Origin of the sequence: Pseudomonas chlororaphis subsp. piscium (assembly GCF_003850345.1) — a bacterium.
In the GTDB taxonomy this organism is placed as follows: Bacteria; Pseudomonadota; Gammaproteobacteria; order Pseudomonadales; family Pseudomonadaceae; genus Aquipseudomonas; species Aquipseudomonas piscium.
Genome location: NZ_CP027707.1, coordinates 5452963 through 5475590 on the forward strand (window position 1 = coordinate 5452963; position 22628 = coordinate 5475590).

Here is a 22628-nt window from a genome sequence, read left to right on the forward strand (position 1 = left end):
AAAAATTCTATCCAGCCATCCAAGGCTCTGGAACGGGCTTTTGCGCCCTTCAAAAGCATCGCGAGCAAGCTTCGCTCCTACAGAAACCCTGGGTTCCGGTAAAAGCGAGGCTTGCTCGCGATAGTCGCGCCCTGGCGCGGGACTGTTACATCCGGTGAAACATCAGGCGATGTCGCGCAACTCCCGACGCAGGATCTTGCCTACCGGCGTCATCGGCAACGACTCACGCAACACAATGTGTTTCGGCACCTTGTAGCCGGTGAAGTTTTCCTTGCAGTAGGCCTTCAGCTCTTCAAGGCTGACCCCCGACTCGCGGGCCACCACGAACAGCTTCACCGCCTCCCCCGAACGCTCGTCCGGCACACCGATCACCGCGCAGTTGGCGACTTTCGGGTGGGCCATCACCACGTCCTCGATTTCGTTGGGGTACACGTTGAAACCCGAGACGATGATCATGTCCTTCTTGCGATCGACGATGCGCACGAAGCCATCCGGATCGATCACCGCGATGTCGCCGGACTTGAACCAGCCCTCGGCATCCAGCACCTCGTCGGTGGCTTCCGGCCTCTGCCAGTAGCCCTTCATGATCTGCGGCCCCTTGATGCACAGCTCGCCGCGCTCGCCCAGCGGCTGCTCGACGCCCTGGTCGTCGATGACCTTGAGGGTCGTGCCCGGCACCGGCAAGCCCACCGAGCCCAGGCGCGACTGGTCGCCGTAAGGGTTGGTGCAGGCCACGGGCGAGGTTTCGGTCAGGCCGTAACCTTCGGTGATGCGGCAGCCGGTCAACTCCGTCCAGCGCTCGGCGGTGGCCTTGACCAGCGCCGTGCCCCCGGAGTTGGTGAGCTTGAGATTGGAGAAGTCGAGGGTCTTGAACTCGGGATGATCCATCAGCGCGGTGAACAGCGTGTTCAGCCCCAGCAGCGCCGAGAAACGCCACTTCTTCAGCTCCTTGATGAAACCGCCGATGTCCCGCGGGTTGGTGATCAGCACGTTGTGGTTGCCGGTGACCATCATGCACATGCAGTTCGCGGTGAAGGCATAGATGTGGTACAGCGGCAGCGGCGCGATCATCACCTCCCGGCCCTCGCGCAGCAGCGGGTGGCCGTCCGGCCCCAGTTGCCCGAGGCAGGCACTGGCCTGCTGCATGTTGGCCACCAGGTTGCCGTGGGTCAGCATCGCGCCCTTGGCCAGCCCCGTGGTGCCGCCGGTGTATTGCAGCACGGCGACGTCGTCCAGGCGGGCGTTCAAAGGCTTGATCGGCTGGCCACGGCCCAGGCGCAATGCGCTCTTGAAGGAAACGGCCTGGGGCAAGCGATAGGCCGGCACCATCTTCTTGACCTTGTCGACCAGGGTATTGACCAGCCAGCCCTTGGCGGACGGCATCAGGTCGCCCATCTTCGCCTCGATCAGGAACTGGATATCGGTATCGGGCAGCACTTGCTCGACCTTCTGCCCGAACAGGTTCATGTACACCAGGGCCCGCGCCCCGGAATCCTTGAACTGGTGGCGCATTTCCCGGGTGGTGTACAGCGGGTTGGTGTTGACCACGATCAGCCCGGCGCGCAAGGCGCCGAACACGGCGATCGGGTAATGCAGGACATTGGGCATCTGCACCGCGATGCGATCGCCGGGCACCAGGTCGGTACTGCTCTGCAGATAGCCGGCAAAGGCCGCGCTGTAGCGCTCCAGCTCGGCGTAGGTCATGGTCACGCCCATGTTGCTGAAGGCCGGACGGTCGGCGAATTTCTTGCAGGAACGCTCGAACACCTCGATCACCGACTTATAGGCACCCTGGTCGATATCGACGGGCACTCCGGCCGGGCGTTTGTCATTCCAGAAATCAGGCTGCATTGTTCTTGTCCTCGTTACCTGAGTTGTCCGGGCCGCTTCTCTGACGCGACGAAAGGCGGGGCTCTGCGGACGTTAGCAGCTATGGCGGATAGGGCAAATACGGGCAATGGCGTCATTGACAACGTGAATCTTGCCGCCATGGCGCGCGCAGATCGGACGGGGCCGCGACGATGAGCTATACAATGCAACGACCCCGTGCAAAGGAATCGCCATGATCCACCACTCTTTCTGGCTGACCGCGAGCGACCACAGCCAGCTCTACGTCAACCAGTGGCTCCCGGCGGCCCCGCTCAAGGCCGTGATCCTGCTGGCCCACGGCATGGCCGAACACAGCGGACGCTACGCCAGGCTGGCGCAGGCGCTGTGCAACGAAGGCTACGGCGTCTATGCGCTGGACCAGCGCGGTCACGGCAAGACCGCCGAGCACGGGGTACTCGGGCACTTCGCCGACGATGACGGCTGGTGCAAGGTGGTCGGCGACCTGGCCAGCCTCAACCAGCACATCGGCCAGCAGCACCCGGGAACCCCGATCGTGCTGCTGGGCCACAGCATGGGCAGCTACATCGCCCAGGCCTACCTGCTGCACCACAGCGCCAGCCTGTACGGGGCGATCCTCAGCGGCTCGAATTTCCAGCCAGTGGCGCTGTACCGCGCGGCCCGCCAGATCGCCCGCTTCGAACGCTGGCGCCAGGGCGCCCAGGGCCGCAGCGCGTTGATCGAATGGTTGTCCTTCGGCTCGTTCAACAAGGCCTTCAAGCCCAACCGCACCGCCTTCGACTGGCTCAGCCGCGACCCCGACGAAGTCGACAAATACGTCCAGGACCCGCTCTGCGGCTTTCGCTGCAGCAACCAGCTGTGGATCGACCTGCTGGGTGGCCTGCAGCAAATCAGCAAAGCCTCCAACCTGGCCCAGATCGATCCGGGCCTGCCATTGCTGGTGATGGGCGGAGAATGTGATCCGGTGAGCAATGGCATACGTCTCAAGGATCTGGCCGGCGCTCTGCGCGAGGCCGGCAGCCAGTACCTGCAGCTCAATATCTACCCGCAGGCGCGGCACGAATTGTTCAATGAAAGCAACCGCGACGAAGTGACTGCCGATGTATTGGCCTGGCTCGACCAGGCCCTGCAGCATCGTCGACCGCCGAAGACTGAATGACCCTGTTTCCAATCGATACGCCAATCAACGCTCAGCACAGGACTTGAGAGAGATGACCCAGGTTACCAACACCCCGTACGAAGCCCTCGAAGTCGGCCAGACCGCCAGCTACAGCAAGCACGTGGAAGAGCGTGACATCCAGCTGTTCGCCGCCATGTCCGGCGACCACAACCCGGTGCACCTGGACGCCGAGTTCGCCGCCGCCAGCATGTTCAAGGAGCGTATCGCCCACGGCATGTTCAGCGGTGCGCTGATCAGCGCCGCGGTGGCCTGCGAGCTGCCCGGGCCGGGCACTATCTATATCGGCCAGCAGATGAGCTTCCAGAAGCCGGTGAAGATCGGCGACACCCTGACCGTGCGCCTGGAAATCCTCGAAAAACTGCCGAAGTTCCGCGTGCGTATCGCTACCCGCGTGTTCAACCAGCGCGATGAGCTGGTGGTGGACGGCGAAGCCGAAATCCTTGCCCCGCGCAAACAGCAGACCGTCACCCTGCCGACCTTGCCGGCCATCAATATCGGCTAAGCCGCCTCGTAGCAGGCATCCCGCTTTCGCCAGGTTGCGATTGCTGCGCAATCGATCGCAGCCTGGCGGCAGCGGCTACACGATCACTGACTCCCCTCCTCTACCTGCACGCTCGCCGTCATCCCGGCGCTCAGGTTGACGCCTTCGGGCACCTTGTCGAGCCTGATCCGCACCGGAATCCGCTGCGCCAGGCGCACCCAGTTGAACGTCGGCTCCACCTCGGCCAGCAGTTGCCCGTCCGGCGTGGCGTTGCGGTCGGTGATGCCGCGGCTGATGCTTTCCACATGCCCCTGCAAGGCTTCCCCAGCGCTCATCAGCCACACCTTGACCGGGTCGCCGACCTTGATCCGCGGCAATTTGGTTTCCTCGAAATAGGCCTGCACGTAGAAGGTCGAATCGTCGATCAGAGCCATCACCGATTGCCCGGCGTTCACATAGTTACCTTCAGCCAGACGCAGGTTGGTGATATGCCCGCTGCGCGGCGCGCGGACCTGGCTGCGCGCCAGGTTGAGCTCGGCGACCTTGGCGTCGGCCTGGGCCTGGCGCAGCTCGCCACGAGCGACACCGGCATTGATCTGCGCGTTCTCCCGCAGCTCGGCGCTGATCGCCTGCGGCCCGAGGCTGGCCCGGCGGCTGGCTTCACGTTCTTTCAGGTTGAGCTGCTGCTGGCGGGTCTGCACCACCGCCTGGGCTTTTTCCAGCGCCGCCTCGAAGCGATCGCGGTCAATGCTCAGCAACAGGTCGCCGGCCTTCACCGCCTGGTTGTCATAGGCCTTGAGCTCACGCACCCAGCCCGACACATCGGGGGCGACTATCACCACGTCGGCGCGAATCCGCGCATCCCGGGTCCAGGGCGTGAGCATGTAGTACTGCCACAGATGAAAGCCGGCAAACAGCGCCGCCGCCACCAGGCACAGGGTAAAAGCGATACGTACGGAGGCACGCATGAACAACTCCTTATAAAGGTCCGAGTACGACAGTGACCAACGTCAGGACACAGACGTACAAGGCCACATCGAACAGTGCTTCATGCCAGATCCAGCGCCCCAGCGGCGTTGCGCGCAACAGCATGCGCAACGCCCCGGTCAGCACCAGCGCCAGCACCACATAAATCAGAAACGGGCTGAGCAATACTCCGCCCAGCGACCACTCACGCAGCCCCATGGTTTTCCTCCTGCTGCCGGCACCAGGTGCGCCAGCTCTTCTGCAACTGCACCACCGCGCCCTGGGCCAGCTTCAACGCATCGCTGGGCGGTTGGCTGCTCAAGGCCTCGAGCATGGCGCTGCTGGCGTCGACCAGCGCGTCGCCGCGCCCGGCGCCCGGCCCACGCTCCAGCACCTGCTCCAGGTACTCGAAATAACGTCGCTGCGAAGCATCCGCGGGCACCTGGGCCACCGCCAGGCTCAAGCGCAGATGCATCAGTTCATCGCCGATATCCAGGCCCAGCAAGCCATCGTCCCAGCGGCTGCGCGCCTGCTCCGGCAATTCCGGGTAATGCCGCGCCAGTTGCAGCAGGCGATCGGCCATGCGCCCGCCGAACCAGCTTTCCGCGCCACGCAGGTTGCGCCGGGTCAGGCGCACCAGATCCTGCAGGGTCGCCGCCAGCAGGCGCCGCCCATGCCAGGCCGGGTTGCGCAGGATCAGCAGTTGGAACGCCAGCACCGCGGCACCCACGCCGAGCACCATCGCCTGGGCGCTGTTGAAGAAGTTCGCGACGTCGAACGTCATCTGGTTCTGCGGCGAAATCAGCACCACGAAGTGCAGGCAGAACGAGGTCGCCGTGGCACCGATCTGGGGCTTGGCCATGCCCAGCGCGCCGAAAAACAACGGCACGCCCATGACCATCGCCAGTAGGGCAAAACTGCTCCACTGCGGCAGCAGGATCTGCCCGACCACGAAGGCCACCGGAATCGCCAGGAAGATGCCACGCATGAAGCTCATGCCGATCTGCGCGCCGTTTTCCCGACTGGCGAACAGGCCGCACACCACACAGGTCAGCAGCATCGCCCCCGAGGCCGCCGGCCAGGCAGTGGCCAGCCAGAAACAGGCCACGGTGAGGAAGGCCAGGGCGCTGCGCGCGCCAAACAGCAGCGCCAGCGACAGATCGCGATGGGGGCTCAAGGTCGCCGGCTGCTCGACCGGCGCCTTGCCCTCCTCCACCGCCTGCATCGCCGCCCCAGCGGCCAGGGCGGTATCCAGCAACAGGGTGAAGCGGGCCAGGCAATAGCTTTGCGCCGAGCTGATGGCCGAGTCATGGGAAGCGTCCAGCAACTGCGGCCGCAACGCCTGCAAGGTCGGCTTGTCCATCGCCGCCAGGGCCTGCTGCACCTGCTCCATCCACGGCGCCAGTTGATCCGCCTCGGCCTGCTCCAATTGCTTCCATTGCCGGCGCACCGAACGGGAGATCCGCAGCAGCATCAGCAGCTTCTGGCTCAAGGCGCTGATCGCCCGCGCCCGCTGCCGACCGAGCGGACCTTCGAACCAGGCATGTTCGCGCTGGGAGTCCACGGCGACGATGCGCCCGAGGATTTCCAGCAGCCCCTTGCGCGCCAGGGCATCGCCGGCCAGGGTCGCCCGCGCCGCCTGCATGCCGCTTTGCCAGGCGCTGCGCGCCTGGGCGGTCAGCTGCCGCTCGACCCGCATCGGCCAGAGCAAGGCACTGCTGGCGGTGGCGCAGATAATGCCCAGGGAAATTTCCGTACAACGCGCTACGGCTTGGTCGAATATCGACAACGGGTGGAAAATCGCCGGCAAGGCAATGATCGCCACGGTGTAGCCGGCCAGCACGAACGAGTAGGACCAGGCGCTGCGCAGCAGGGTCGAACTGGCGGTACACAAGCCCAGCCACAGCGCCAGGGCCAACAGGAACAGCCAGGGGGTCTGGGCGAACAACCCCATGAACAGCACCGACATGCAGGTGCCCACCAAAGTCCCTACCAACCGTGCCATGCCCTTTTGCAGGACCATCCCGGACAGCGGCTGGGCGACGATGATCGCCGTCATCAGGGCCCAGGACGGCTGCTGCAGACCCCAGCGCATGGCGAGCCACAACGCCAGCCCGGCGCCAAGCACGGTCTTGGTCGCGAACTGCACGGCCGCCAGATTGGGGGCGAACAGCGCCTGCAAAGTGATACGCACGGAAAGAACCCCGGGAAGGACAAAACAACGATAGATGCATTGGAGCGAGAGATGACGCCCGTCAATTATTAGCTAGCTAACTATTAGTCGTCCAGCACTAATTTCCAGGCACAAAAAAACGCCAGACCGGCTGGCGTTTTTGATAGCTTCGCGCCGTTACAAGCCGGCGCGCGCCTGGTTACGCGGGGCTTTGGCCTGATCGTGGTTACGCTCTACGCCATGCTCCTCATCCCAGCCCTGAAATCCAATTTTTATCTGATTTTTCAAAAATTTATCTTTTAATCCGGTTTCTGTATCCGCGTTATTTGCAGGATCTGTGATTTGGCCTGCTTGCAGAATGCCTGTATTTTCCAAGGTGTTCGTCACCTCAACAGACAGCTGCCATGAATCCCGAAAAACTAGAACTCCTGGTCACCCGCGAAATGCCCTACGGCAAGTACAAGGGCCGCATCCTCGCCGACCTGCCCGGCCCCTACCTGAACTGGTTCGCCCGCGAAGGTTTCCCCCACGGCGAGCTGGGCGGCCTGTTGGCCCTGATGCAGGAAATCGATCACAACGGCCTTTCCGATCTGCTGGACCCGCTGCGTGCCAAACACGGCAAACCCAAACCCCGTCATTAAGAAGCCCGCCATGCCAAGCAATGCCCAACTCGCCCGCGACGAAGACTACTGGCTGGCCATTGCCCGGCGTTATGACGTCGAGCCCGGGCCGATCAACCTGGAGAACGGCTACTTCGGGCGCATGAGCCGCGCCGTGGTCGAGGAATACCAGCGGCAGATCGACTTCGTGAACCGCAGCAACTCGGTGCATGTGCGCCAGCATTTCGAACAGATCGGCAATTTGCAGATTCGACAGCAATTGGCCGAACTGCTCGGTGTCGACCGCCAGGCCATCGCCCTCACCCGCAGCGCTTCAGAGGCGCTGCAATCGCTGATCCGCAACTACAACCGCCTCCAGCCGGGCGATCAGGTGCTGCTCAGCGACCTGGAATACGACAGCGTCAAGGGCGCCATGCACTGGCTGGCGCGCCATCGCGGGGTCGAAATCATCGAGATCGAGCATGCCCACCCGGCGAGTTTCGACAGCCTGCTGGCCAGCTATCGCGAGGCCTTCGAGCGTTACCCACGACTGAAGCTGATGGCCCTGACGCACGTCACGCACCGCACCGGGCTGGTGCTGCCGGTGCAGGCCATTGCCCTGGAGGCCCGCGAACGGGGAATCGACGTCATCCTCGACGGCGCCCATGCCCTGGCCCAGGTCGATTTCCAGCTCAGTGAGTTGGGTGTGGCGTTCGCCGGCTATAACCTGCAGAAATGGATTGGCGCACCGCTGAGCCTGGGGTTTGTCTACATCGACCCGCAACGCCTGGCCGATATCGATCCGGACATGGGCGAGCAACGTTATGCCCTGGACGATATCCGCTCACGGGCGCCTTATGGCACGCCGAACATTCCGGCCTGGCTGACCTTGCCCCGGGTGTTCGAGGAGCATCGCAGCATGGGCGGCTCGGCCCTCAAGGGCGCGCGCCTGAATTACCTGCGCGACCTGTGGGTGAGCCAGGTGCGCGAGCTGCCCGGCATTGAAGTCATGACTCCGGACGATCCGCGGCTGTATTGCGGCATCACCTCGTTTCGCTTCACCCGCCAGCCGGACCAGCAGGCGATGGCCGAACGGCTGCTCGAGGAATACAACCTGTTCACCGTGGCGCGCAGCGGTTCGCGTTGCGGGCCCTGTATCCGGGTGACACCGGGGTTTACCACGCCAGCCTCGGATATCCATCTGCTGGTCAAGGCGCTGGTGCAGTTGGGTTGAGATCTTTCGTACGTCCTCATGTAGGAGCGCAGCTTGCGCGCGATGAGGGTGGGACAGGCAACGCGATTGAATGGCCGCTACGCGGATCGCGAGCAAGCTTCGCTCCTACAGAAGACCCGGCAATAGCCGACCAGCTTTTCTCCAGGCAAAAAAAAACGGTGCACCGACCAAGCGCACCGTAAAGCCGTAGAACACACCAACGAATCTTTGAAAACAGCAGGAAAGCTGTCAGTCCAGCAGCGCCAGGGCCTCAGCCGTGCACTCCTGGATCCGCGCCCAGTCGCCGTTCTTGATCCACTCGGGATCGAGCATCCAGCTACCGCCGACGCACATCACGTTCTTCAACGCCATGTAGCTCTTGATATTGGCCGGGCCGACACCGCCGGTCGGGCAGAACTTCACTTCGCCGAACGGGCCACCCAGGGCCTTGATCGCGGCCACGCCGCCGCTGACTTCCGCCGGGAACAGCTTGAAGCGGCGATAGCCCAGGCTGTAACCCTCCATGATCCCGGAGGCATTGCTGATCCCCGGCAACAGCGGGATCGGGCTGGCGACGCTGGCTTCCAGCAGGTCGCGGGTAATGCCCGGGGTGACGATGAACTGCGAACCGGCGGCTTCGGCAGCGGCCAGCATCTGCCGATCGAGCACGGTACCGGCACCGGTCACCAGTTCCGGACGCTGCTCGCGCAGGATCTGGATCGCCTTGAGACCGAACTGCGAGCGCAGGGTCACTTCCAGCGCGGTCAGGCCACCGGCGGCCAGGGCGTCGGCCAGGGGCAGCACGTCCTGTTCGCGGGCGATGGTGATCACCGGCAGAATCCGCGCCTTGGCGCAGAGGCTGTCGATCAGGGCAACTTTGTCCGCCATGGAAACGGTCGGTTGTGGGATTGTCATAGCGGCTGATCCTTGGCTCATGGGCACCAGTAAATCTCTAACGGAGGTTGCAGGAAGGCACGAATCGGCATCGCGGCGACATCGTCACCGGCCAGTGCGGCACTCAGGGTGGTCAACTTGGATTGACCGGAAATCGACAGCACGCTGTACGTGGCCGAAGCCAGCAAGGCGCGGCTCATGCTCAGGCGCTGATGCGGCACGCTCGGCGCCAGCATCGGCCAGCAGCGACGCTGACCGTCGGCCTGCAGGGCTTCGGTCAGGTTCGGGCTGTTGGGGAACAGGGAGGCGGTATGACCGTCATCGCCCATGCCCAGTACCAGCGCGTCGATGGCCGACAACTCGGCCAGCAGACGATCGGCTTGCTCCGCGGCCTGTTCGAGGTTCGCCGCGGCGTTGTACAGGCTGAGGAACTTCGCCTGGGCCGCCGGGCCTTGCAGCAGGTAGCGCTTGAGCAGGCCTGCGTTGCTGTCGGCATGCTCCACCGGTACCCAGCGCTCGTCCGCCAGGGTGACCAGGACCTTGGACCAGTCCAGGTGCTGCTTGGCCAGGTGCTGGAAAAACGCCACCGGGCTGCGCCCGCCGGACACCACCAGCGTGGCTTCGCCGCGAACCTGGATCGCCTGGCTCAGTTGCCCGGCCACCTTCAGCGCCAGGCCTTCGGCCAGCAGCATCGGGCTGCGGAACTCGTGGGCGTGTACGCCCGCGGGCAGTTTCAATTTAGATATCGCCATACCACGACCTCCCGTCCCGCGTGATCAGTGCGATGGAGCTCATCGGCCCCCACGACCCGGCCGCATACGGCTTGGGCGCATCACCGGATTTCTTCCACCCGGCGATCAGCTGGTCACACCATTTCCACGCGGCTTCGATTTCATCTTTGCGGACAAACAGGTTCTGATTGCCACGCATCACTTCCAGCAACAACCGCTCGTAGGCATCGGGAATCCGCGCGCTGCGATAGGTATCGGAAAAATTCAGCTGCAGCGGGCCGCTGCGCAGTTGCATGCCCTTGTCCAGGCCTTGTTCCTTGGTCATCACCCGCAGGGAGATACCTTCGTCCGGCTGCAGGCGGATGATCAGCTTGTTGCTGATCTGCAGGCGCTGCTCGGGGGCGAAGATGTAGTGCGACGGCTCCTTGAAGTGGATGACGATCTGCGACAGCTTCTGCGGCATGCGCTTGCCGGTACGCAGGTAGAACGGCACCCCGGCCCAACGCCAGTTGCGGATGTCGGCCCGCAGGGCGACGAAGGTCTCGGTGTCGCTCTGGGTGTTGGAGTTCTCTTCCTCCAGGTACCCCGGCACGGCCTTGCCTTCGCTGTGCCCGGCGATGTACTGGCCACGCACCACCTGGGTGGTCAGGCCTTCCGGGCTGATCGGCGCCAGGGCCTTGAGCACCTTGACCTTCTCGTCACGGATGCTGTCGGCCGAGAGGTCGGCGGGCGGGTCCATGGCGATCAGGCAGAGCAGCTGCAGCAGGTGGTTCTGGATCATGTCCCGCAGCTGGCCGGCCTTGTCGAAGTAACCCCAGCGGCCTTCGATCCCGACCTTCTCGGCCACGGTGATTTCCACGTGGGAGATGTAGTTCTGGTTCCACTGGGTCTCGAACAGGCTGTTGGCGAAACGCAGGGCGATCAGGTTCTGCACCGTCTCCTTGCCCAGGTAGTGGTCGATGCGATAGATGCGGTTCTCCGGGAAGAACTGCGCCACCGCGTCGTTGACCTTGCGCGACGATTCCAGGTCCGAACCGATGGGCTTCTCCAGCACCACGCGGGTGTTTTCGGCCAGGCCAGCCTTCGACAGGTTCTCGCAGATCGCCCCGTACACCGCCGCCGGCGTGGCGAAATAGGCGATCAGGCGTTGCTCGCGCCCGGCCAGTTCGGCCAGGGCCAGGTAATCCTCGGCCTTGAGGAAATCCACGTGCAGGTAGGTCAGGCGCGCCAGGAAGCGCTCCAGCACCGCGGGGTCGATCTCCTTGGCACCGACATACTTGCGCAATTCGGCTTCAATGAAAGACAGGTGCTGCTGTTCGCTGCCCGGCTCGCGGGCCAGGGCCAGAATGCGCGTGTCGTCATGCAGCAGGCCGGCGCCATCGAGTTGATAGAGGGCAGGAAACAATTTGCGAAGCGCCAGATCGCCCAGCGCGCCGAACAAGGCAAAAGTGCAGGGTTCTACCGTTATCGAAGGCATGATGTTTGTTCTTTTATCAAGTTAAGCTACAAATACCTTTTTTCAAGGCATCACTCAAGGGAAAATGTAGTAATAACCACAACATTTTAGCAAAATACAGATTCGAAGTGGTGGTCCGTCAGAGCCATCAGTAGGATAGGCCACCGCCAAAGACCGGTTAAGACCGGCTTCCTTTGCATTGCCGAACCAGGAAAACCCTAATGGACCGCGTGCGAAATCTTCTGGAACAGATCCAGAATCGCCTTGAAGAATTGAACAAGGCGGAACGTAAAGTCGCCGAAGTCATCCTGCTCAACCCACAGCAGGCGACCCGCTTCAGTATTGCTGCCCTCGCCCAGGCCGCTTCGGTCAGCGAGCCGACGGTCAACCGTTTCTGCCGCTCGTTCGGCGTCAGCGGCTACCCCGAACTCAAGCTGCAACTGGCCCAGAGCCTGGCCAGCGGCGCGGCCTACGTCAGCCGCGCGGTGGAAGCCGACGACAACCCCGAAGCCTACACCCAGAAGATCTTCGGCAGCGCCATCGCCTCTCTGGACAGCGCCTGCCAGGCCCTGGACCCGAACCTGATCAGCCGCGCCGTCGACCTGTTGATCCAGGCCCGGCAGATCCACTTCTTCGGCCTCGGCGCCTCGGCCCCGGTGGCCCTCGATGCCCAGCACAAGTTCTTCCGCTTCAACCTGGCGGTGACCGCCCACGCCGATGTGCTGATGCAGCGGATGATCGCCTCGGTGGCCCATACCGGCGAACTGTTCGTGATCATCTCCTACACCGGGCGCACCCGCGAGCTGGTGGAAGTGGCGCGCATCGCCCGGGAAAACGGCGCCTCGGTGCTTGGCCTGACCGCCGCCGGCTCGCCGCTGGCCAAGGCCAGCACCCTGAGCCTGAACATCCCGCTACCGGAAGACACCGACATCTACATGCCGATGACCTCGCGGATCATCCAGCTCACCGTGCTCGACGTCCTCGCCACCGGCATGACCCTGCGCCGCGGCGTGGACTTCCAGCCGCACCTGCGCAAGATCAAGGAAAGCCTCAACGCCAGCCGCTATCCGGTGGGCGACGAGTACAACTGAGGCTCGCGCAGCCCAGCGCCGGACCCTCCGGCCTTATCGCGGGCAAGCCTCGCTCCTACATGTGTTCTGTAGGAGCGAGGCTTGCCCGCGATGACGGCATCAGCCACACCGCAAAACTACGTCCCCGCCCGCGCCTGCAGACTCAGGTGCGCCCGCTCCCCCGGCGCCAGGCACAGGCTGTCGGTGCCCCCCGCCGCCGCTTCGACGCAGACGAACCCGGACACCTCGCTCCAGCTCACCCCCAGCAGCGGCCGGCTGCCCGGATGCCAGACCACGGTGTCGGCGGCATTGCCGGTGTCGATGCGCAATTCGCGCTGCCAGGCGTGGTCCTTGAGCTGCAATTCGCCCTCGTGCTGGAACACCCGCTGGCAGCCGCCATCGACCCGCAGCTCGCCAGTTTGCCGGCACGCCTGGCGGCTCAACTGGTCGTAACCCTCGGCGCCATCGAGCCCAGACAGCGCTACCTCACCGACGTCGCCAATACGCCAGTAAGCGTGCAAAGCCTGGCTCAGCTGGCACGGCAGGCTGTCCTGGTGCTCGGTGCTCAGGCGCAGGTCCATGCTTTCGCCCAGGTGCGCGTGCAGGTCGACCTGCCAGTCGCACAGCTGCAACTGCCAGTGCAGGTACACGCCCTCGTCATCGCTGCGGCTGTCGAGCAGCTTCCAGTCGATCAGCCGGGCCCAGCCATGGGACGGCCAGGCGTTTTCGCTCGGGTGACGGCCGTACCAGGGCCAGCACACCGGCACCCCGCCACGGATCGCCCCGACCTGCGGCCACTTCGCCGCACACCACAGCCAGGGCTTCTGCCCGGTCGGCTGGAAATGCAGGAGCTGCGCGCCCTGGCGACTGAACACCGCCTGGCACAGCGGATGGTCGATCACCAGCACGTCGCGCATCTGATAGCGCTCCCAGGCGAAAGTCGGACGCTCGCGCAAGGATTTGAAAAAGCGTTGTAGCGGATGCTCATGCATGGGCCACGGTCCTGAAGATCATTGCTGTACCGATATTCATCATTGATGCGCAAAGCCCTGCGGCAGTGGCTACAGGGAACGGGTTCGTCCCCAAAAAAAAGCGGATAGCCTGGGCCATCCGCAAAAATGCGCACATTGAGGAGGAGCTTATCGCAACAGCGTTAGAACACCGACTGAATTTTCAGGCCGGCCACCAGGGCGTTGTCGACTTCATCCACACCGCCTGGATGGGTGATGTACTGCAGGTTGGGACGCACGGTCAGCCAGTTGGTGACATGGAAGCCGTAGTTGATTTCGTAGTTGTACTCAGTCTCGCGCAGCGGCGAGAACAGCGGATCGTCGTAGTTGCTGACGCCGTTGGTGTCATTGAGCAACTGGGCGTTTTTCTTCACGTCGTCGTTGACATGGATACGGGCGAAACCGATGCCGACGTCATCCTTCGGACGCGCGTCGAACGGGCCCTTGTACACCAGCATCAGCGACTGGTAGTTGTCGATGAAGTTGGTGTCCTTGTCGTGGAAGGTGGCGTTGGCCGCGATGTTCAGGCCGCGGGTCGCATCGCCGTTGTGGGTGGTGAGTTGCTGCTGCCCGACGAACCAGTAGCCGTGCTTGCTGCTGTGCACGCGATAGCTGTCACCGGTGACGGCGGCGTCCTGGCCATTGACGTCCTCGCGCACGTCGCTGGCATCGGCCGTGCTCTTGTAGTAACCGACGCGGTACTCGCCCGGCAGGTTGTTGACCTTCGGCGACCAGACCAGCTCGACCGGCAGCACGGTGCCCTTGGTACCGCTGCCGCTGAGCTTGAAGCCGTTGCCGTGCTCCAGTTGCGACGGGTTCTGGTTGTACGCGCCGATCTGCGCGTACAGCTCAGGGGTGATGTGGTACTTCACTCGCAGTGCCGCCTGGCTGACCGGCCAGTTGTACCAGATGTTGGTCGCCCAGTTGCCCACCTGGGAGCCGCAGAACGCCAGGTTCTGGAACTCGCAGGGGAAGGTGTTGAAGTCTTCGCCTTCGCCGAAGTAACCGGCCTTGACGTCGAGCTTGCCGTCGAGGAACTGGTGCTGGATCCACAATTGGGTCAGACGCACCATATGGCCACGGCCGTAGACTTCCTGGGAGGAACTCAGGGTGCCGGCACGCGGGTCGCCGATACGGTCGTTGGAGATGTTCTGGCCGTTACGGTTGGTCAGCTGGATCTTCGCCTGGGTGTTATCCCAGCCCCAGAGCTTTTCCAGGTCCAGCGCCACGCCCAGGCCGAACTGGTCGCTGTAGCGCCCGGTCTTGTCGTCGTTGTAGCCGCCGTGCAGGTTGGCGCCCATTTCGCCAACGTAATCGGCCTTGATGTCGATCCCCTTCTCGAGCAGTTTGGTCCGCTCGCCACCCCAGTCACCGGTCATCCATTTCGAGTCGGCGCTGAACGCTTCGTCAGCGTGCGCGCTACCGGCCAGGGTCATTGCCGCAATCGCTGACAACTGGCAGATCAAGCGTGCATTGGTGCTCTTCTTTTTCATCCCTACATCCTCGTCTTTATTGTTATTAACTGTTTTTCTCTAACGCGGTTTACACCTGATGCGACGGATGACAGGCCATCCGCCGCGCATTCGCACGTCCTGCTTTGACAACCCAGGACTCAACGCCCCTTGAACTGCGCCACGTTGCTGGCATGGGCTTCGCTCTGCGCAGGGGCCGCAACACCCAGGCGCTCGCCACTCTTGGCATCGAACAGCAAAACCTTGGCCGGATCGAATTGCAGGGTCAGGGTTTCGCCGACCTGCGGCGCCACATCCGGCGCCAGGCGGCAGCAGACCTTGGTGCCGTTGAGGTTGACGAACACCAGGGTGTCGGGACCGGTCGGCTCGGTGACCTGGACCTCGGCGCGCAGGGTCGGCAGGCCGTTGCCCTCGCCGTTCGCCAGGCCGATCTGCTCCGGGCGGATGCCGAGGATCACTTCCCGGTCTTCCAGGCCGGCGTCCTGCATGCCCAGGGGCAGCTCGCAACGGGCCTGGCCGCTGTCCAGCAGGGCCAGCAGGCGGCCGTCCTTGCGCTGCAGGCGCAGGGGGATGAAGTTCATCGGCGGCGAGCCGATGAAGCTGGCCACGAACAGGTTGGCCGGGTCGTTGTAGATCTGTTTCGGGGTACCGAACTGCTGGATGATGCCGTCCTTCATCACCGCCACCTTGTCGCCCAGGGTCATGGCTTCGATCTGGTCGTGGGTGACGTAGACCGTGGTGGTTTTCAGGCGCTGGTGCATCAGTTTCATTTCGGTGCGCATCTCGACCCGCAGCTTGGCGTCGAGGTTGGACAGCGGTTCGTCGAACAGGTAGATCTTCGGCCGCCGCGCCAGGGCCCGGCCCATGGCCACGCGCTGTTGCTGGCCGCCGGACAGCTGGCCGGGCTTGCGGTTGAGCAGGTGTTCGATCTGCAGCAGCTTGGCCACCCGCGCCACTTCCTCGTCGATCTCGGCGGCCGGCATCTTGCGGATCTTCAGGCCGAAGGCGATGTTGTCGCGCACGCTCATGGTCGGGTACAGCGCGTAGGACTGGAACACCATGGCGATGTCGCGGTCTTTCGGGCTCATGCCGCTGATGTCGGCGTCGTCCACCAGGATCGCCCCGCCGCTGATGTTTTCCAGGCCGGCGATGCAGTTCATCAGGGTGGATTTACCGCAGCCCGAGGGCCCCACGAGAATCAGGAACTCACCGTCATCGATCTTCAGTTCGATGTTCTTCAGGGTATCCGGCAGGCCAGTACCGTAGGTCTTGTTGACGTTGCGTAATTCGAGAGTTGCCATCTTTTACCCCTTGACCGCGCCGGACGTCAGCCCACGCAGGAAATACTTGCCAGCGAATATGTAGACCAGCAGTGTCGGCAGCCCGGCGATCATCGCCGCCGCCATATCAACGTTGTATTCCTTGGTCCCGGTGCTGGTGTTGACCAGGTTGTTCAAGGCCACGGTGATCGGTTGCGCATCGCCGCTGGCGAACACCACGCCGAACAGGAAATCGTTCCAGATCTGGGTGAACTGCCAGATCAGGCAGACCATGATGATCGGCACCGACATCGGCAGCAGGATCTTGCCGAAGATGGTGAAGAAGCCTGCGCCGTCCAGGCGCGCGGCCTTGACCAGGGCGTCCGGGATGCTCACGTAGTAGTTGCGGAAGAACAGCGTGGTGAACGCCAGCCCGTAGACCACGTGCACCAGCACCAGGCCGCTGGTGGTGTTGGCCAGGCCGAACTTGCCGAGGGTGAAGGACGCCGGCAGCAGCACGGTCTGGAACGGCAGGAAGCAACCGAACAGCAGCAGGCCGAAGAACAGCTGCGAACCGCGGAAGCGCCACATCGACAACACGTAGCCGTTGATGGCGCCGATGAAGGTCGAGACGACCACCGCCGGCACGGTGATCTTCACCGAGTTCCAGAAGTAGCCACCCACCGCGTCCCAGGCCTTGATCCAGCCGATGCCGTCGATCACGGCCGGCCAGCTCAGCAGGTTGCCGGTGCGGATGTCTTCCGGGGTCTTGAAGCTGGTCAGCAGCATCACCACCAGCGGCACCAGGTACACCGCCGCTGCCAGCAGCAGGGTGGCGTAGATGGCGATGCGGCTGAAGTTCAGCGCAGGTTTTCCGAGCTGGTTAGTCATGGCGTTTGCCTCGCAGTTCGGAGTACAGGTACGGCACCAGGATGGTCAACACGGCGCCCAGCATCAGCATGGCGCTGGCCGAACCTATGCCCATCTGGCCACGGCTGAAGGTGAAGGAATACATGAACATCGCTGGCAGGTCGGACGAGTAGCCAGGGCCACCGGCGGTCATCGCCGCCACCAGGTCGAAGCTCTTGATCGCGATGTGCGCGAGGATCATGAAGGCGCTGAAGAACACCGGGCGCAGGCTCGGCAGGACGATCTTCAGGTAGATGGTCGGCAGGCTCGCGCCATCGACCTGGGCGGCGCGGATGATCGACTGGTCGACGCCGCGCAAGCCAGCGAGGAACATCGCCATGACAAAGCCGGAGGCCTGCCACACGGCGGCGATCACCAGGCAGTACACCACGCGATCCTGATCCACCAGCCAGTCCAGGCGAAAGCCTTCCCAGCCCCAGTCACGCAGCATCTTGTCCAGACCCAGGCCAGGGTTGAGCAGCCACTTCCAGGCGGTACCGGTGACGATCATCGACAGCGCCATCGGGTACAGGTAGACGGTGCGGATAAAGCCTTCCTTGCGGATGCGCTGGTCCAGTAGCACCGCCAGGAACACGCCCAGCACCAGGCTGATGCCGATGAACATGCCGCCGAACAGCGCCAGGTTCTTGCTCGCCACCCACCAGCGGTCGTTGTCCATCAGGCGCATGTATTGCTGCAGGCCGACCCACTTGTAGCTCGGCATGAAGCTGGAATTGGTGAAGGACAGAATGAACGTCCAGATGATGTAACCGTAAAAACCGACCAGGACGATCAGCATGCTTGGCGCCAGGACCAACTTGGGGAGCCAGCGCTGCAGCGCGTCGAACGGTGAGGCTTTGCTGAAAACCGCCACAGAGCTCATCGGGATAATCCAGTTGAAGGAGTGAGTATCTGCAGGAGCGAAGCTTGCTCGCGATAAACAATCACGCGTCGTGTCAGGTACGACGCTTTCGCGGGCAAGCCTCGCTCCTACAGGGGAAGAGCGCTCTCAGGAACAGCCGCAGGCGGGCCTGCGGCACCGGACCTTACTGGGCGGCCTTGACGGCCGATGCCAGCTGCGCACTGGCCTTGGCCGGGTCCGCGTCCTTGTCGTTCATGAAGTTGGTCACCACATCGAAGATCGCGCCCTGCACGGCCAGGGAGGTGGCCATGTTGTGCGCCATGCTCGGTTGCAGACCGCCGGTCTTGTCGTCAGCCAGGAAGTCCTTGGCCGCCGCCTGGGCGCAGGAGTCGAAGCCTTGCGCGGCCATGTCGTTGAGCATGTCGGTGCGCACCGGGATCGAACCCTTGTTGATGCTGAAGACCTTCTGGAAGTCCTTGCCCAGGGCAACCTTGGCCAGGTCCTGCTGGGCGGCGATATCGCCCTTGCGATCGGCCTTGAGCTTGAACACCGCCAGGGAGTCGATGTTGTAGGTGAAGGCTTTGTCGGTGCCCGGGAAGGCCACGCACTGGTAGTCCTTGCCGGCGACTTTCTTCGCCGCGGTCCACTCGCTCTTGGCCCAGTCGCCCATCATCTGCATGCCGGCCTTGCCGTTGATGACGTCGGCGGCGGCGATGTTCCAGTCACGCCCGGCGCGGTTCTGATCCATGTAGCTGGTGACTTTCTTCAGCTCGGTGAAGGCCTTGGTCATCTCTGGGCCGGCGAGGGTTTTCTGGTCCAGGTCGACCAGGGCTTTCTTGTAGCCATCGGCGCCCATGACCGAGAGCACCACGTCTTCGAACACGGTGCTGTCCTGCCATGGCTGGCCGCCGTGGGCCAGGGCGATGAAACCGGCGGCCTTGAGCTTGTCGCCGGCGGCATAGAATTCTTCGAGGGTGGTCGGGGCCTTGTCGATCCCGGCCTTCTTGAAGACTTCCGGGTTGATCCACAGCCAGTTGACGCGGTGGATGTTCACCGGCACGGCGACATAGTCACCTTCGTACTTCACGGTGTCGGAGACTTTCTTGGAGAGCAGGCCATCCCAGTTTTCCGACTTGGCCACGTCTTTCAGGGCGTCGGTGCTGAGCAGGCCGGTGCTGCCCCACTCCTGGATGTCCGGGCCCTTGATCTGGGCAACGCCCGGCGGGTTGCCGGAAACGGCGCGGCTTTTCAGCACGGTCATGGCCGTGGCACCGCCACCGCCGGCGACTGCGCCGTCTTTCCAGGTGAACCCATCTTTTTCGACCTGGGCCTTGAGCACATCGACCGCAGCCTTTTCACCGCCGGAAGTCCACCAGTGGACGACTTCCACGGAGCCTTTGGCGTCGGCGGCAACGGAAACGAGAGGGAATGCACTGAGGGGAAACAACGAGGCAACGGAAATGACAGCAGCTAGACGAGAAATCGCATTCATCTGAGGTGTACCTTTCTTGTTGTTATGCATGCAAGTCTGGTGCTTGCGCTGCATAGGATTCTAAACAGGGGGCCTACCCGCGCAGGTAACGAAGGGATGCGCGAATGTCACCACATGGTTACACAACCTGCAGTCTAGACACTTCGGCGAGCGCCGAGGCCATGCTCGGCGCCAGGGGCAGGCGCGGAATCAGCACCGCCTGCCAGGCGTGATACAGGTCCGGCTTGCCGGCCCAGATCTCGGCGCTGGGCCTGTTGCTGCTGTCCAGCTCGTGGTGCCAGCTGCCGTGCAGCGGATCGATGAAGTGCTCGGCGGTGAACTCCCAGAAGCGCCGATACCAGGTTTCGTACTGCACGTCGCCGGTGCGCTGCAGCAAGGCGCTGGCCGCCGCCGCGGCCTCGGCGTGGGTCCAGTGCAGGCGCTGGCGCACCACGGGGCGCTGCTGCCAGTCCAGGGTGTAGACGATGCCCGGCGCGCCATCGACGTCCCAGGCATCAGCGCAGGCGGTTTCGAACAGCTTCTGGGCATCCAGCAGCAGCCAGCCGGGGCTGAGCATGCCGGCCTGGCAGCGCGCGGCTTCGAGGTGCAGCAGCAGGCGGGCCCACTCGAAAGCGTGCCCGGGGGTGGTGCCATAGGGGCGGAAACCGTCGGCCGGATGCTCCTGGTTGTAATCCGGCAATGGCTGCCACTGCCGGTCGAAATGCTCGATGACCCGGTAATCGCCGGCGGCGGCATGTTGGTGGATGACCCGTTCGACAATATGCAGGGCGCGGTTGAGCCAGCGCGGGTCCTGGGTGACATCGGCCAGGGCGAGGAACGCCTCGGTGGCGTGCATGTTGCTGTTGGCGCCGCGATAGGCCTCCTCGCAGCTCCAGTCGCGGTTGAAGGACTCGCGCATCGCGCCCTCCTCCTCGCTCCAGAAGTGCGTTTCGATGACCCGGATCGCCTCCGCCAGCAAGGCTTCGGCGCCGGGGCGCGCGGCCACCACCGCGGAACTCGCCGCCAGGGCGACGAAGGCATGCAGGTAGGCGGCCTTGCCGCTGTTACCGTCGGCATGCCCGGGGGCGGCGAACCAGCCGCCGTATTCGCCGTCGCGCAACGCGCCGTTGAGGGCGGCAATGCCGTGGTCCACCAGCGCGGCGTAACCGGGAATGCCCTGGATATGGGCCATGGCGAAACTGTGGGTCATCCGTGCGGTGTTCATGGTGCCGGCCCGGGCACCGCTCGGCAGGCGCCCGCACTCGTCCAGGTCGCCGAAGCCTTCGGGCAGCCGGGCCGCGCGGGCGAACCCCAGCAGGCGCTGGCCTTCGGCGGCCAGCCAGTGATGATGGGCAGGAGCGTTCAGCCAGCTGCTGAACGTCAGGGGAATAGGGTTCATGGCGGACCTGTTGTTGTTCTTATCAGGGACTTGAGTCTAAACAACGGGTTCGCGCGGGCAGGTAACGAAGGTCACAGGAAATGTCACCAAACAGTGACAATAACCCTGATTCTGTAGGAGCGAAGCTTGCTCGCGATAAAGGACAACGCGTCGTGTCAGGTACGACGCTTCGCGGGCAAGCCTCGCTCCTACACAGAGGCATCAATCCATGAAACGCGGCAGGTACAGGGTCACGCGCAAACCGCCTTCGCGCAGGTTCTGCAGGCTGACCTCGCCGCCATGGCTGTGGGCAATGTTGCGCGCGATACCCAGGCCCAGGCCATAGCCCTGCTGCTGGCCGGACAGGCGGAAGTGCGGCTCGAACACCTGCTCCAGACGCTGCTCCGGCACGCCCGGGCCTTCGTCGTCGACATGCAGGATGAACGCGTTGGCATCGTCATCGATGTGCAGATGGGCGTTCTGCCCATACTTCAGCGCGTTGTCGATCAGGTTGCCCATGCAGCGCTTGAGCGCCAGGGGCTTGCCCGGATAAGGCGCCAACGCCCGCCCCTGCTGGGTCACGCGGCCGTTGCCGTTGGGCGCGAGGTAAGGTTCCACCAGGCAGTCGAGCACCTGATTGAGGTCCACCGGCTCGATATTCTCGTGGATATCGGTGTCCTTGACACATTGCAGCGCGCCCTTGACCAGCAGCTCCAGCTCATCCAGGTCGCGGCCGAACTTGGCTTGCAGCTGCTCGTCTTCCAGCAGTTCGACCCGCAGCCGCAGGCGGGTGATGGGCGTGCGCAGGTCGTGGGAAATCGCACTGAACAGCTGGCTGCGCTCGGTCAGGTAACGGCTGATGCGCTCGCGCATGGCATTGAAAGCCCGGCCGACCTCCACTACTTCGCTGCCGCCGCCTTCGGCCACCGGCTGCACATCGGCGCCCAGGGACATGTCCCGCGCGGCCCGCGCCAGGCGCTTGAGCGGCCGGCTCTGCCAATGCACCAGCAGGCCGATGAACAGCAGCAGGAAACCGCTGGTAAGCACGATGAACCACACCTGCTGCGCCGGCAGCCCCTGCTCTTCGAGGCTGGTGTAGGGCTCGGGCAACAGCGAGGCGATGTACAGCCACTCCCCCGGCGCCATCTGGATTTGGGTGACCAGCACCGGCGGGTTCACCGGTTCCAAGGTCAGGGCGTAGTGGGCCCAGGAACGCGGCAACTCATCGAGCTTCAGGCCGCCATTGAAAATCCGCAGGTCCTCGGGGCTGACGAAGGTCACCGAGATATAGGCGTCGTTGCCCAGGGACTGGCGCAGCACTTCCTCCACCGCCTTGAGCACCGCCTGCTTGCGCGGCGTGATCGGCAGCACTTCCATGCCCAGCGGCTTGTCGTTGAGGGTCACGACAAAACGGGTGCCGCCCATGCTGCGCAACTGATCGAGCACCAGCGGCCGGTACGCCACCGGCAACGAACGAAAGTAGCTGACGCTGGCGGTCATCGAATGGGCCAGGCTGCGGGCGCTGGTGACCAGGCCTTCGAGCTGGGTGGCGCGCAGCTGGGAAACCCAGATCACGCTGGACAAGGCCTGGGCGAACAGCACCACCAGCAGCGTCAGCAGCAGCATCCGGCCCAGCAGCGAACGCGGCACCGGCAC

Annotated in this window: 21 protein-coding genes; 5 read left to right on the forward strand and 16 right to left on the reverse strand. The window is 63.7% G+C overall.

Going from position 1 to position 22628, the window contains the following annotated elements; genetic code table 11:
* Positions 1 to 162 precede the first annotated feature (162 nt).
* The gene (gene fadD2 / locus C4K38_RS24550; RefSeq protein WP_053280567.1) at positions 163 to 1851 is read right to left on the reverse strand and encodes a long-chain-fatty-acid--CoA ligase FadD2; all 1689 of its coding nucleotides are present in this window, start codon (positions 1849 to 1851) and stop codon (positions 163 to 165) included.
* 211 nt (positions 1852 to 2062) lie between these two features.
* Here fadD2 and C4K38_RS24555 point away from each other — a divergent pair, with 211 nt between their 5' ends.
* Together C4K38_RS24555 and C4K38_RS24560 are read left to right on the forward strand one after the other, a co-directional pair.
* Positions 2063 to 3007 (forward strand): alpha/beta hydrolase, encoded by a 945-nt coding sequence (locus tag C4K38_RS24555; RefSeq protein ID WP_025805835.1) that lies wholly within the window; start codon positions 2063 to 2065, stop codon positions 3005 to 3007.
* 52 nt (positions 3008 to 3059) lie between these two features.
* Positions 3060 to 3530 carry a MaoC family dehydratase gene (locus C4K38_RS24560; protein ID WP_007925083.1) on the forward strand — a complete coding sequence of 157 codons (471 nt, stop codon included), beginning with the start codon at positions 3060 to 3062 and terminating at the stop codon, positions 3528 to 3530.
* An 83-nt stretch (positions 3531 to 3613) separates the two neighbouring features.
* On the opposite strand, the gene C4K38_RS24565 is transcribed toward C4K38_RS24560, so the two are convergent.
* From C4K38_RS24565 to C4K38_RS24580, 4 genes are all read right to left on the reverse strand, one after another.
* On the reverse strand, positions 3614 to 4477 hold the full coding sequence (locus C4K38_RS24565) for an efflux RND transporter periplasmic adaptor subunit (RefSeq protein ID WP_053280568.1): 864 nt from the start codon (positions 4475 to 4477) through the stop codon (positions 3614 to 3616).
* 10 nt (positions 4478 to 4487) lie between these two features.
* Complete coding sequence (locus C4K38_RS24570) at positions 4488 to 4694, reverse strand: DUF1656 domain-containing protein (RefSeq protein WP_023966774.1); 207 nt, start codon at positions 4692 to 4694, stop codon at positions 4488 to 4490.
* On the reverse strand, positions 4681 to 6669 hold the full coding sequence (locus tag C4K38_RS24575; RefSeq protein WP_053280569.1) for an FUSC family protein: 1989 nt from the start codon (positions 6667 to 6669) through the stop codon (positions 4681 to 4683). Before C4K38_RS24575 ends, C4K38_RS24570 begins: the two co-directional genes overlap by 14 nt.
* 156 nt (positions 6670 to 6825) lie before the next feature.
* The gene (locus C4K38_RS24580) at positions 6826 to 7023 is read right to left on the reverse strand and encodes a hypothetical protein (protein WP_124345319.1); all 198 of its coding nucleotides are present in this window, start codon (positions 7021 to 7023) and stop codon (positions 6826 to 6828) included.
* Between the two features lie 29 nt (positions 7024 to 7052).
* Between C4K38_RS24580 and C4K38_RS24585 the strand changes: the two genes are divergently transcribed.
* Both C4K38_RS24585 and C4K38_RS24590 read left to right on the forward strand, forming a co-directional pair.
* Positions 7053 to 7289, forward strand: coding sequence for a DUF3820 family protein (locus C4K38_RS24585; RefSeq protein ID WP_007925076.1), 237 nt, complete (start codon positions 7053 to 7055; stop codon positions 7287 to 7289).
* Positions 7290 to 7299: 10 nt separating this feature from the next.
* Positions 7300 to 8481: an aminotransferase class V-fold PLP-dependent enzyme gene (locus tag C4K38_RS24590; RefSeq protein WP_053280570.1), complete on the forward strand. Its 1182-nt coding sequence runs from the start codon at positions 7300 to 7302 to the stop codon at positions 8479 to 8481.
* Between the two features lie 228 nt (positions 8482 to 8709).
* Here C4K38_RS24590 and C4K38_RS24595 read toward each other — a convergent pair whose 3' ends face one another.
* Genes C4K38_RS24595 through zwf form a run of 3 tightly spaced genes read right to left on the reverse strand, consistent with a single transcriptional unit; the run spans position 8710 to position 11562 of the window.
* The gene (locus tag C4K38_RS24595; protein ID WP_007921959.1) at positions 8710 to 9375 is read right to left on the reverse strand and encodes a bifunctional 4-hydroxy-2-oxoglutarate aldolase/2-dehydro-3-deoxy-phosphogluconate aldolase; all 666 of its coding nucleotides are present in this window, start codon (positions 9373 to 9375) and stop codon (positions 8710 to 8712) included.
* A gap of 17 nt (positions 9376 to 9392) precedes the next feature.
* Entirely contained in the window at positions 9393 to 10106 is a 714-nt protein-coding gene (gene pgl, locus C4K38_RS24600) for a 6-phosphogluconolactonase (protein WP_053280571.1), read from the reverse strand.
* Positions 10093 to 11562 (reverse strand): glucose-6-phosphate dehydrogenase, encoded by a 1470-nt coding sequence (gene zwf, locus C4K38_RS24605; protein ID WP_025805840.1) that lies wholly within the window; start codon positions 11560 to 11562, stop codon positions 10093 to 10095. The genes pgl and zwf overlap by 14 nt, the downstream gene beginning before the upstream one ends.
* 209 nt (positions 11563 to 11771) lie before the next feature.
* On the opposite strand from zwf, the gene C4K38_RS24610 reads away from it, so the two are divergent.
* A complete protein-coding gene (locus tag C4K38_RS24610; protein ID WP_169914959.1) occupies positions 11772 to 12632 on the forward strand; it encodes a MurR/RpiR family transcriptional regulator in 861 nt (286 codons plus the stop codon).
* A gap of 116 nt (positions 12633 to 12748) precedes the next feature.
* Here C4K38_RS24610 and C4K38_RS24615 read toward each other — a convergent pair whose 3' ends face one another.
* From C4K38_RS24615 to C4K38_RS24650, 8 genes are all read right to left on the reverse strand, one after another.
* A complete protein-coding gene (locus C4K38_RS24615) occupies positions 12749 to 13603 on the reverse strand; it encodes a D-hexose-6-phosphate mutarotase (protein WP_053280572.1) in 855 nt (284 codons plus the stop codon).
* 161 nt (positions 13604 to 13764) lie between these two features.
* Complete coding sequence (locus C4K38_RS24620; protein ID WP_025805842.1) at positions 13765 to 15114, reverse strand: carbohydrate porin; 1350 nt, start codon at positions 15112 to 15114, stop codon at positions 13765 to 13767.
* Positions 15115 to 15233: 119 nt separating this feature from the next.
* Positions 15234 to 16394, reverse strand: coding sequence for an ABC transporter ATP-binding protein (locus C4K38_RS24625; protein WP_025805843.1), 1161 nt, complete (start codon positions 16392 to 16394; stop codon positions 15234 to 15236).
* 3 nt (positions 16395 to 16397) lie between these two features.
* Positions 16398 to 17243: a carbohydrate ABC transporter permease gene (locus C4K38_RS24630; protein ID WP_025805845.1), complete on the reverse strand. Its 846-nt coding sequence runs from the start codon at positions 17241 to 17243 to the stop codon at positions 16398 to 16400.
* On the reverse strand, positions 17236 to 18144 hold the full coding sequence (locus C4K38_RS24635; RefSeq protein ID WP_008032969.1) for a carbohydrate ABC transporter permease: 909 nt from the start codon (positions 18142 to 18144) through the stop codon (positions 17236 to 17238). The genes C4K38_RS24630 and C4K38_RS24635 overlap by 8 nt, the downstream gene beginning before the upstream one ends.
* 163 nt (positions 18145 to 18307) lie before the next feature.
* Complete coding sequence (locus C4K38_RS24640) at positions 18308 to 19615, reverse strand: ABC transporter substrate-binding protein (protein WP_025805847.1); 1308 nt, start codon at positions 19613 to 19615, stop codon at positions 18308 to 18310.
* Between the two features lie 118 nt (positions 19616 to 19733).
* Positions 19734 to 20993, reverse strand: a complete 1260-nt coding sequence (locus C4K38_RS24645) for a D-mannose isomerase (protein ID WP_053280573.1) — start codon at positions 20991 to 20993, stop codon at positions 19734 to 19736.
* Between the two features lie 201 nt (positions 20994 to 21194).
* Positions 21195 to 22622 carry an ATP-binding protein gene (locus C4K38_RS24650; protein WP_414860362.1) on the reverse strand — a complete coding sequence of 476 codons (1428 nt, stop codon included), beginning with the start codon at positions 22620 to 22622 and terminating at the stop codon, positions 21195 to 21197.
* Positions 22623 to 22628 lie beyond the last annotated feature (6 nt).

Bases quoted from the DNA above. Each gene is read 5' to 3' on its own strand.
- C4K38_RS24590 (WP_053280570.1), top strand. From the start codon at position 7,300: ATGCCAAGCAATGCCCAACTCGCCCGCGACGAAGACTACTGGCTGGCC.
- C4K38_RS24620 (WP_025805842.1), bottom strand. From the start codon at position 15,114: ATGAAAAAGAAGAGCACCAATGCACGCTTGATCTGCCAGTTGTCAGCG.
- C4K38_RS24635 (WP_008032969.1), bottom strand. From the start codon at position 18,144: ATGAGCTCTGTGGCGGTTTTCAGCAAAGCCTCACCGTTCGACGCGCTG.
- zwf (WP_025805840.1), bottom strand. From the start codon at position 11,562: ATGCCTTCGATAACGGTAGAACCCTGCACTTTTGCCTTGTTCGGCGCG.
- C4K38_RS24625 (WP_025805843.1), bottom strand. From the start codon at position 16,394: ATGGCAACTCTCGAATTACGCAACGTCAACAAGACCTACGGTACTGGC.
- C4K38_RS24640 (WP_025805847.1), bottom strand. From the start codon at position 19,615: ATGAATGCGATTTCTCGTCTAGCTGCTGTCATTTCCGTTGCCTCGTTG.
- C4K38_RS24570 (WP_023966774.1), bottom strand. From the start codon at position 4,694: ATGGGGCTGCGTGAGTGGTCGCTGGGCGGAGTATTGCTCAGCCCGTTT.
- C4K38_RS24560 (WP_007925083.1), top strand. From the start codon at position 3,060: ATGACCCAGGTTACCAACACCCCGTACGAAGCCCTCGAAGTCGGCCAG.
- pgl (WP_053280571.1), bottom strand. From the start codon at position 10,106: ATGGCGATATCTAAATTGAAACTGCCCGCGGGCGTACACGCCCACGAG.
- C4K38_RS24630 (WP_025805845.1), bottom strand. From the start codon at position 17,243: ATGACTAACCAGCTCGGAAAACCTGCGCTGAACTTCAGCCGCATCGCC.
- C4K38_RS24615 (WP_053280572.1), bottom strand. From the start codon at position 13,603: ATGCATGAGCATCCGCTACAACGCTTTTTCAAATCCTTGCGCGAGCGT.
- C4K38_RS24565 (WP_053280568.1), bottom strand. From the start codon at position 4,477: ATGCGTGCCTCCGTACGTATCGCTTTTACCCTGTGCCTGGTGGCGGCG.
- C4K38_RS24645 (WP_053280573.1), bottom strand. From the start codon at position 20,993: ATGAACCCTATTCCCCTGACGTTCAGCAGCTGGCTGAACGCTCCTGCC.
- C4K38_RS24585 (WP_007925076.1), top strand. From the start codon at position 7,053: ATGAATCCCGAAAAACTAGAACTCCTGGTCACCCGCGAAATGCCCTAC.
- C4K38_RS24595 (WP_007921959.1), bottom strand. From the start codon at position 9,375: ATGACAATCCCACAACCGACCGTTTCCATGGCGGACAAAGTTGCCCTG.
- C4K38_RS24555 (WP_025805835.1), top strand. From the start codon at position 2,063: ATGATCCACCACTCTTTCTGGCTGACCGCGAGCGACCACAGCCAGCTC.
- fadD2 (WP_053280567.1), bottom strand. From the start codon at position 1,851: ATGCAGCCTGATTTCTGGAATGACAAACGCCCGGCCGGAGTGCCCGTC.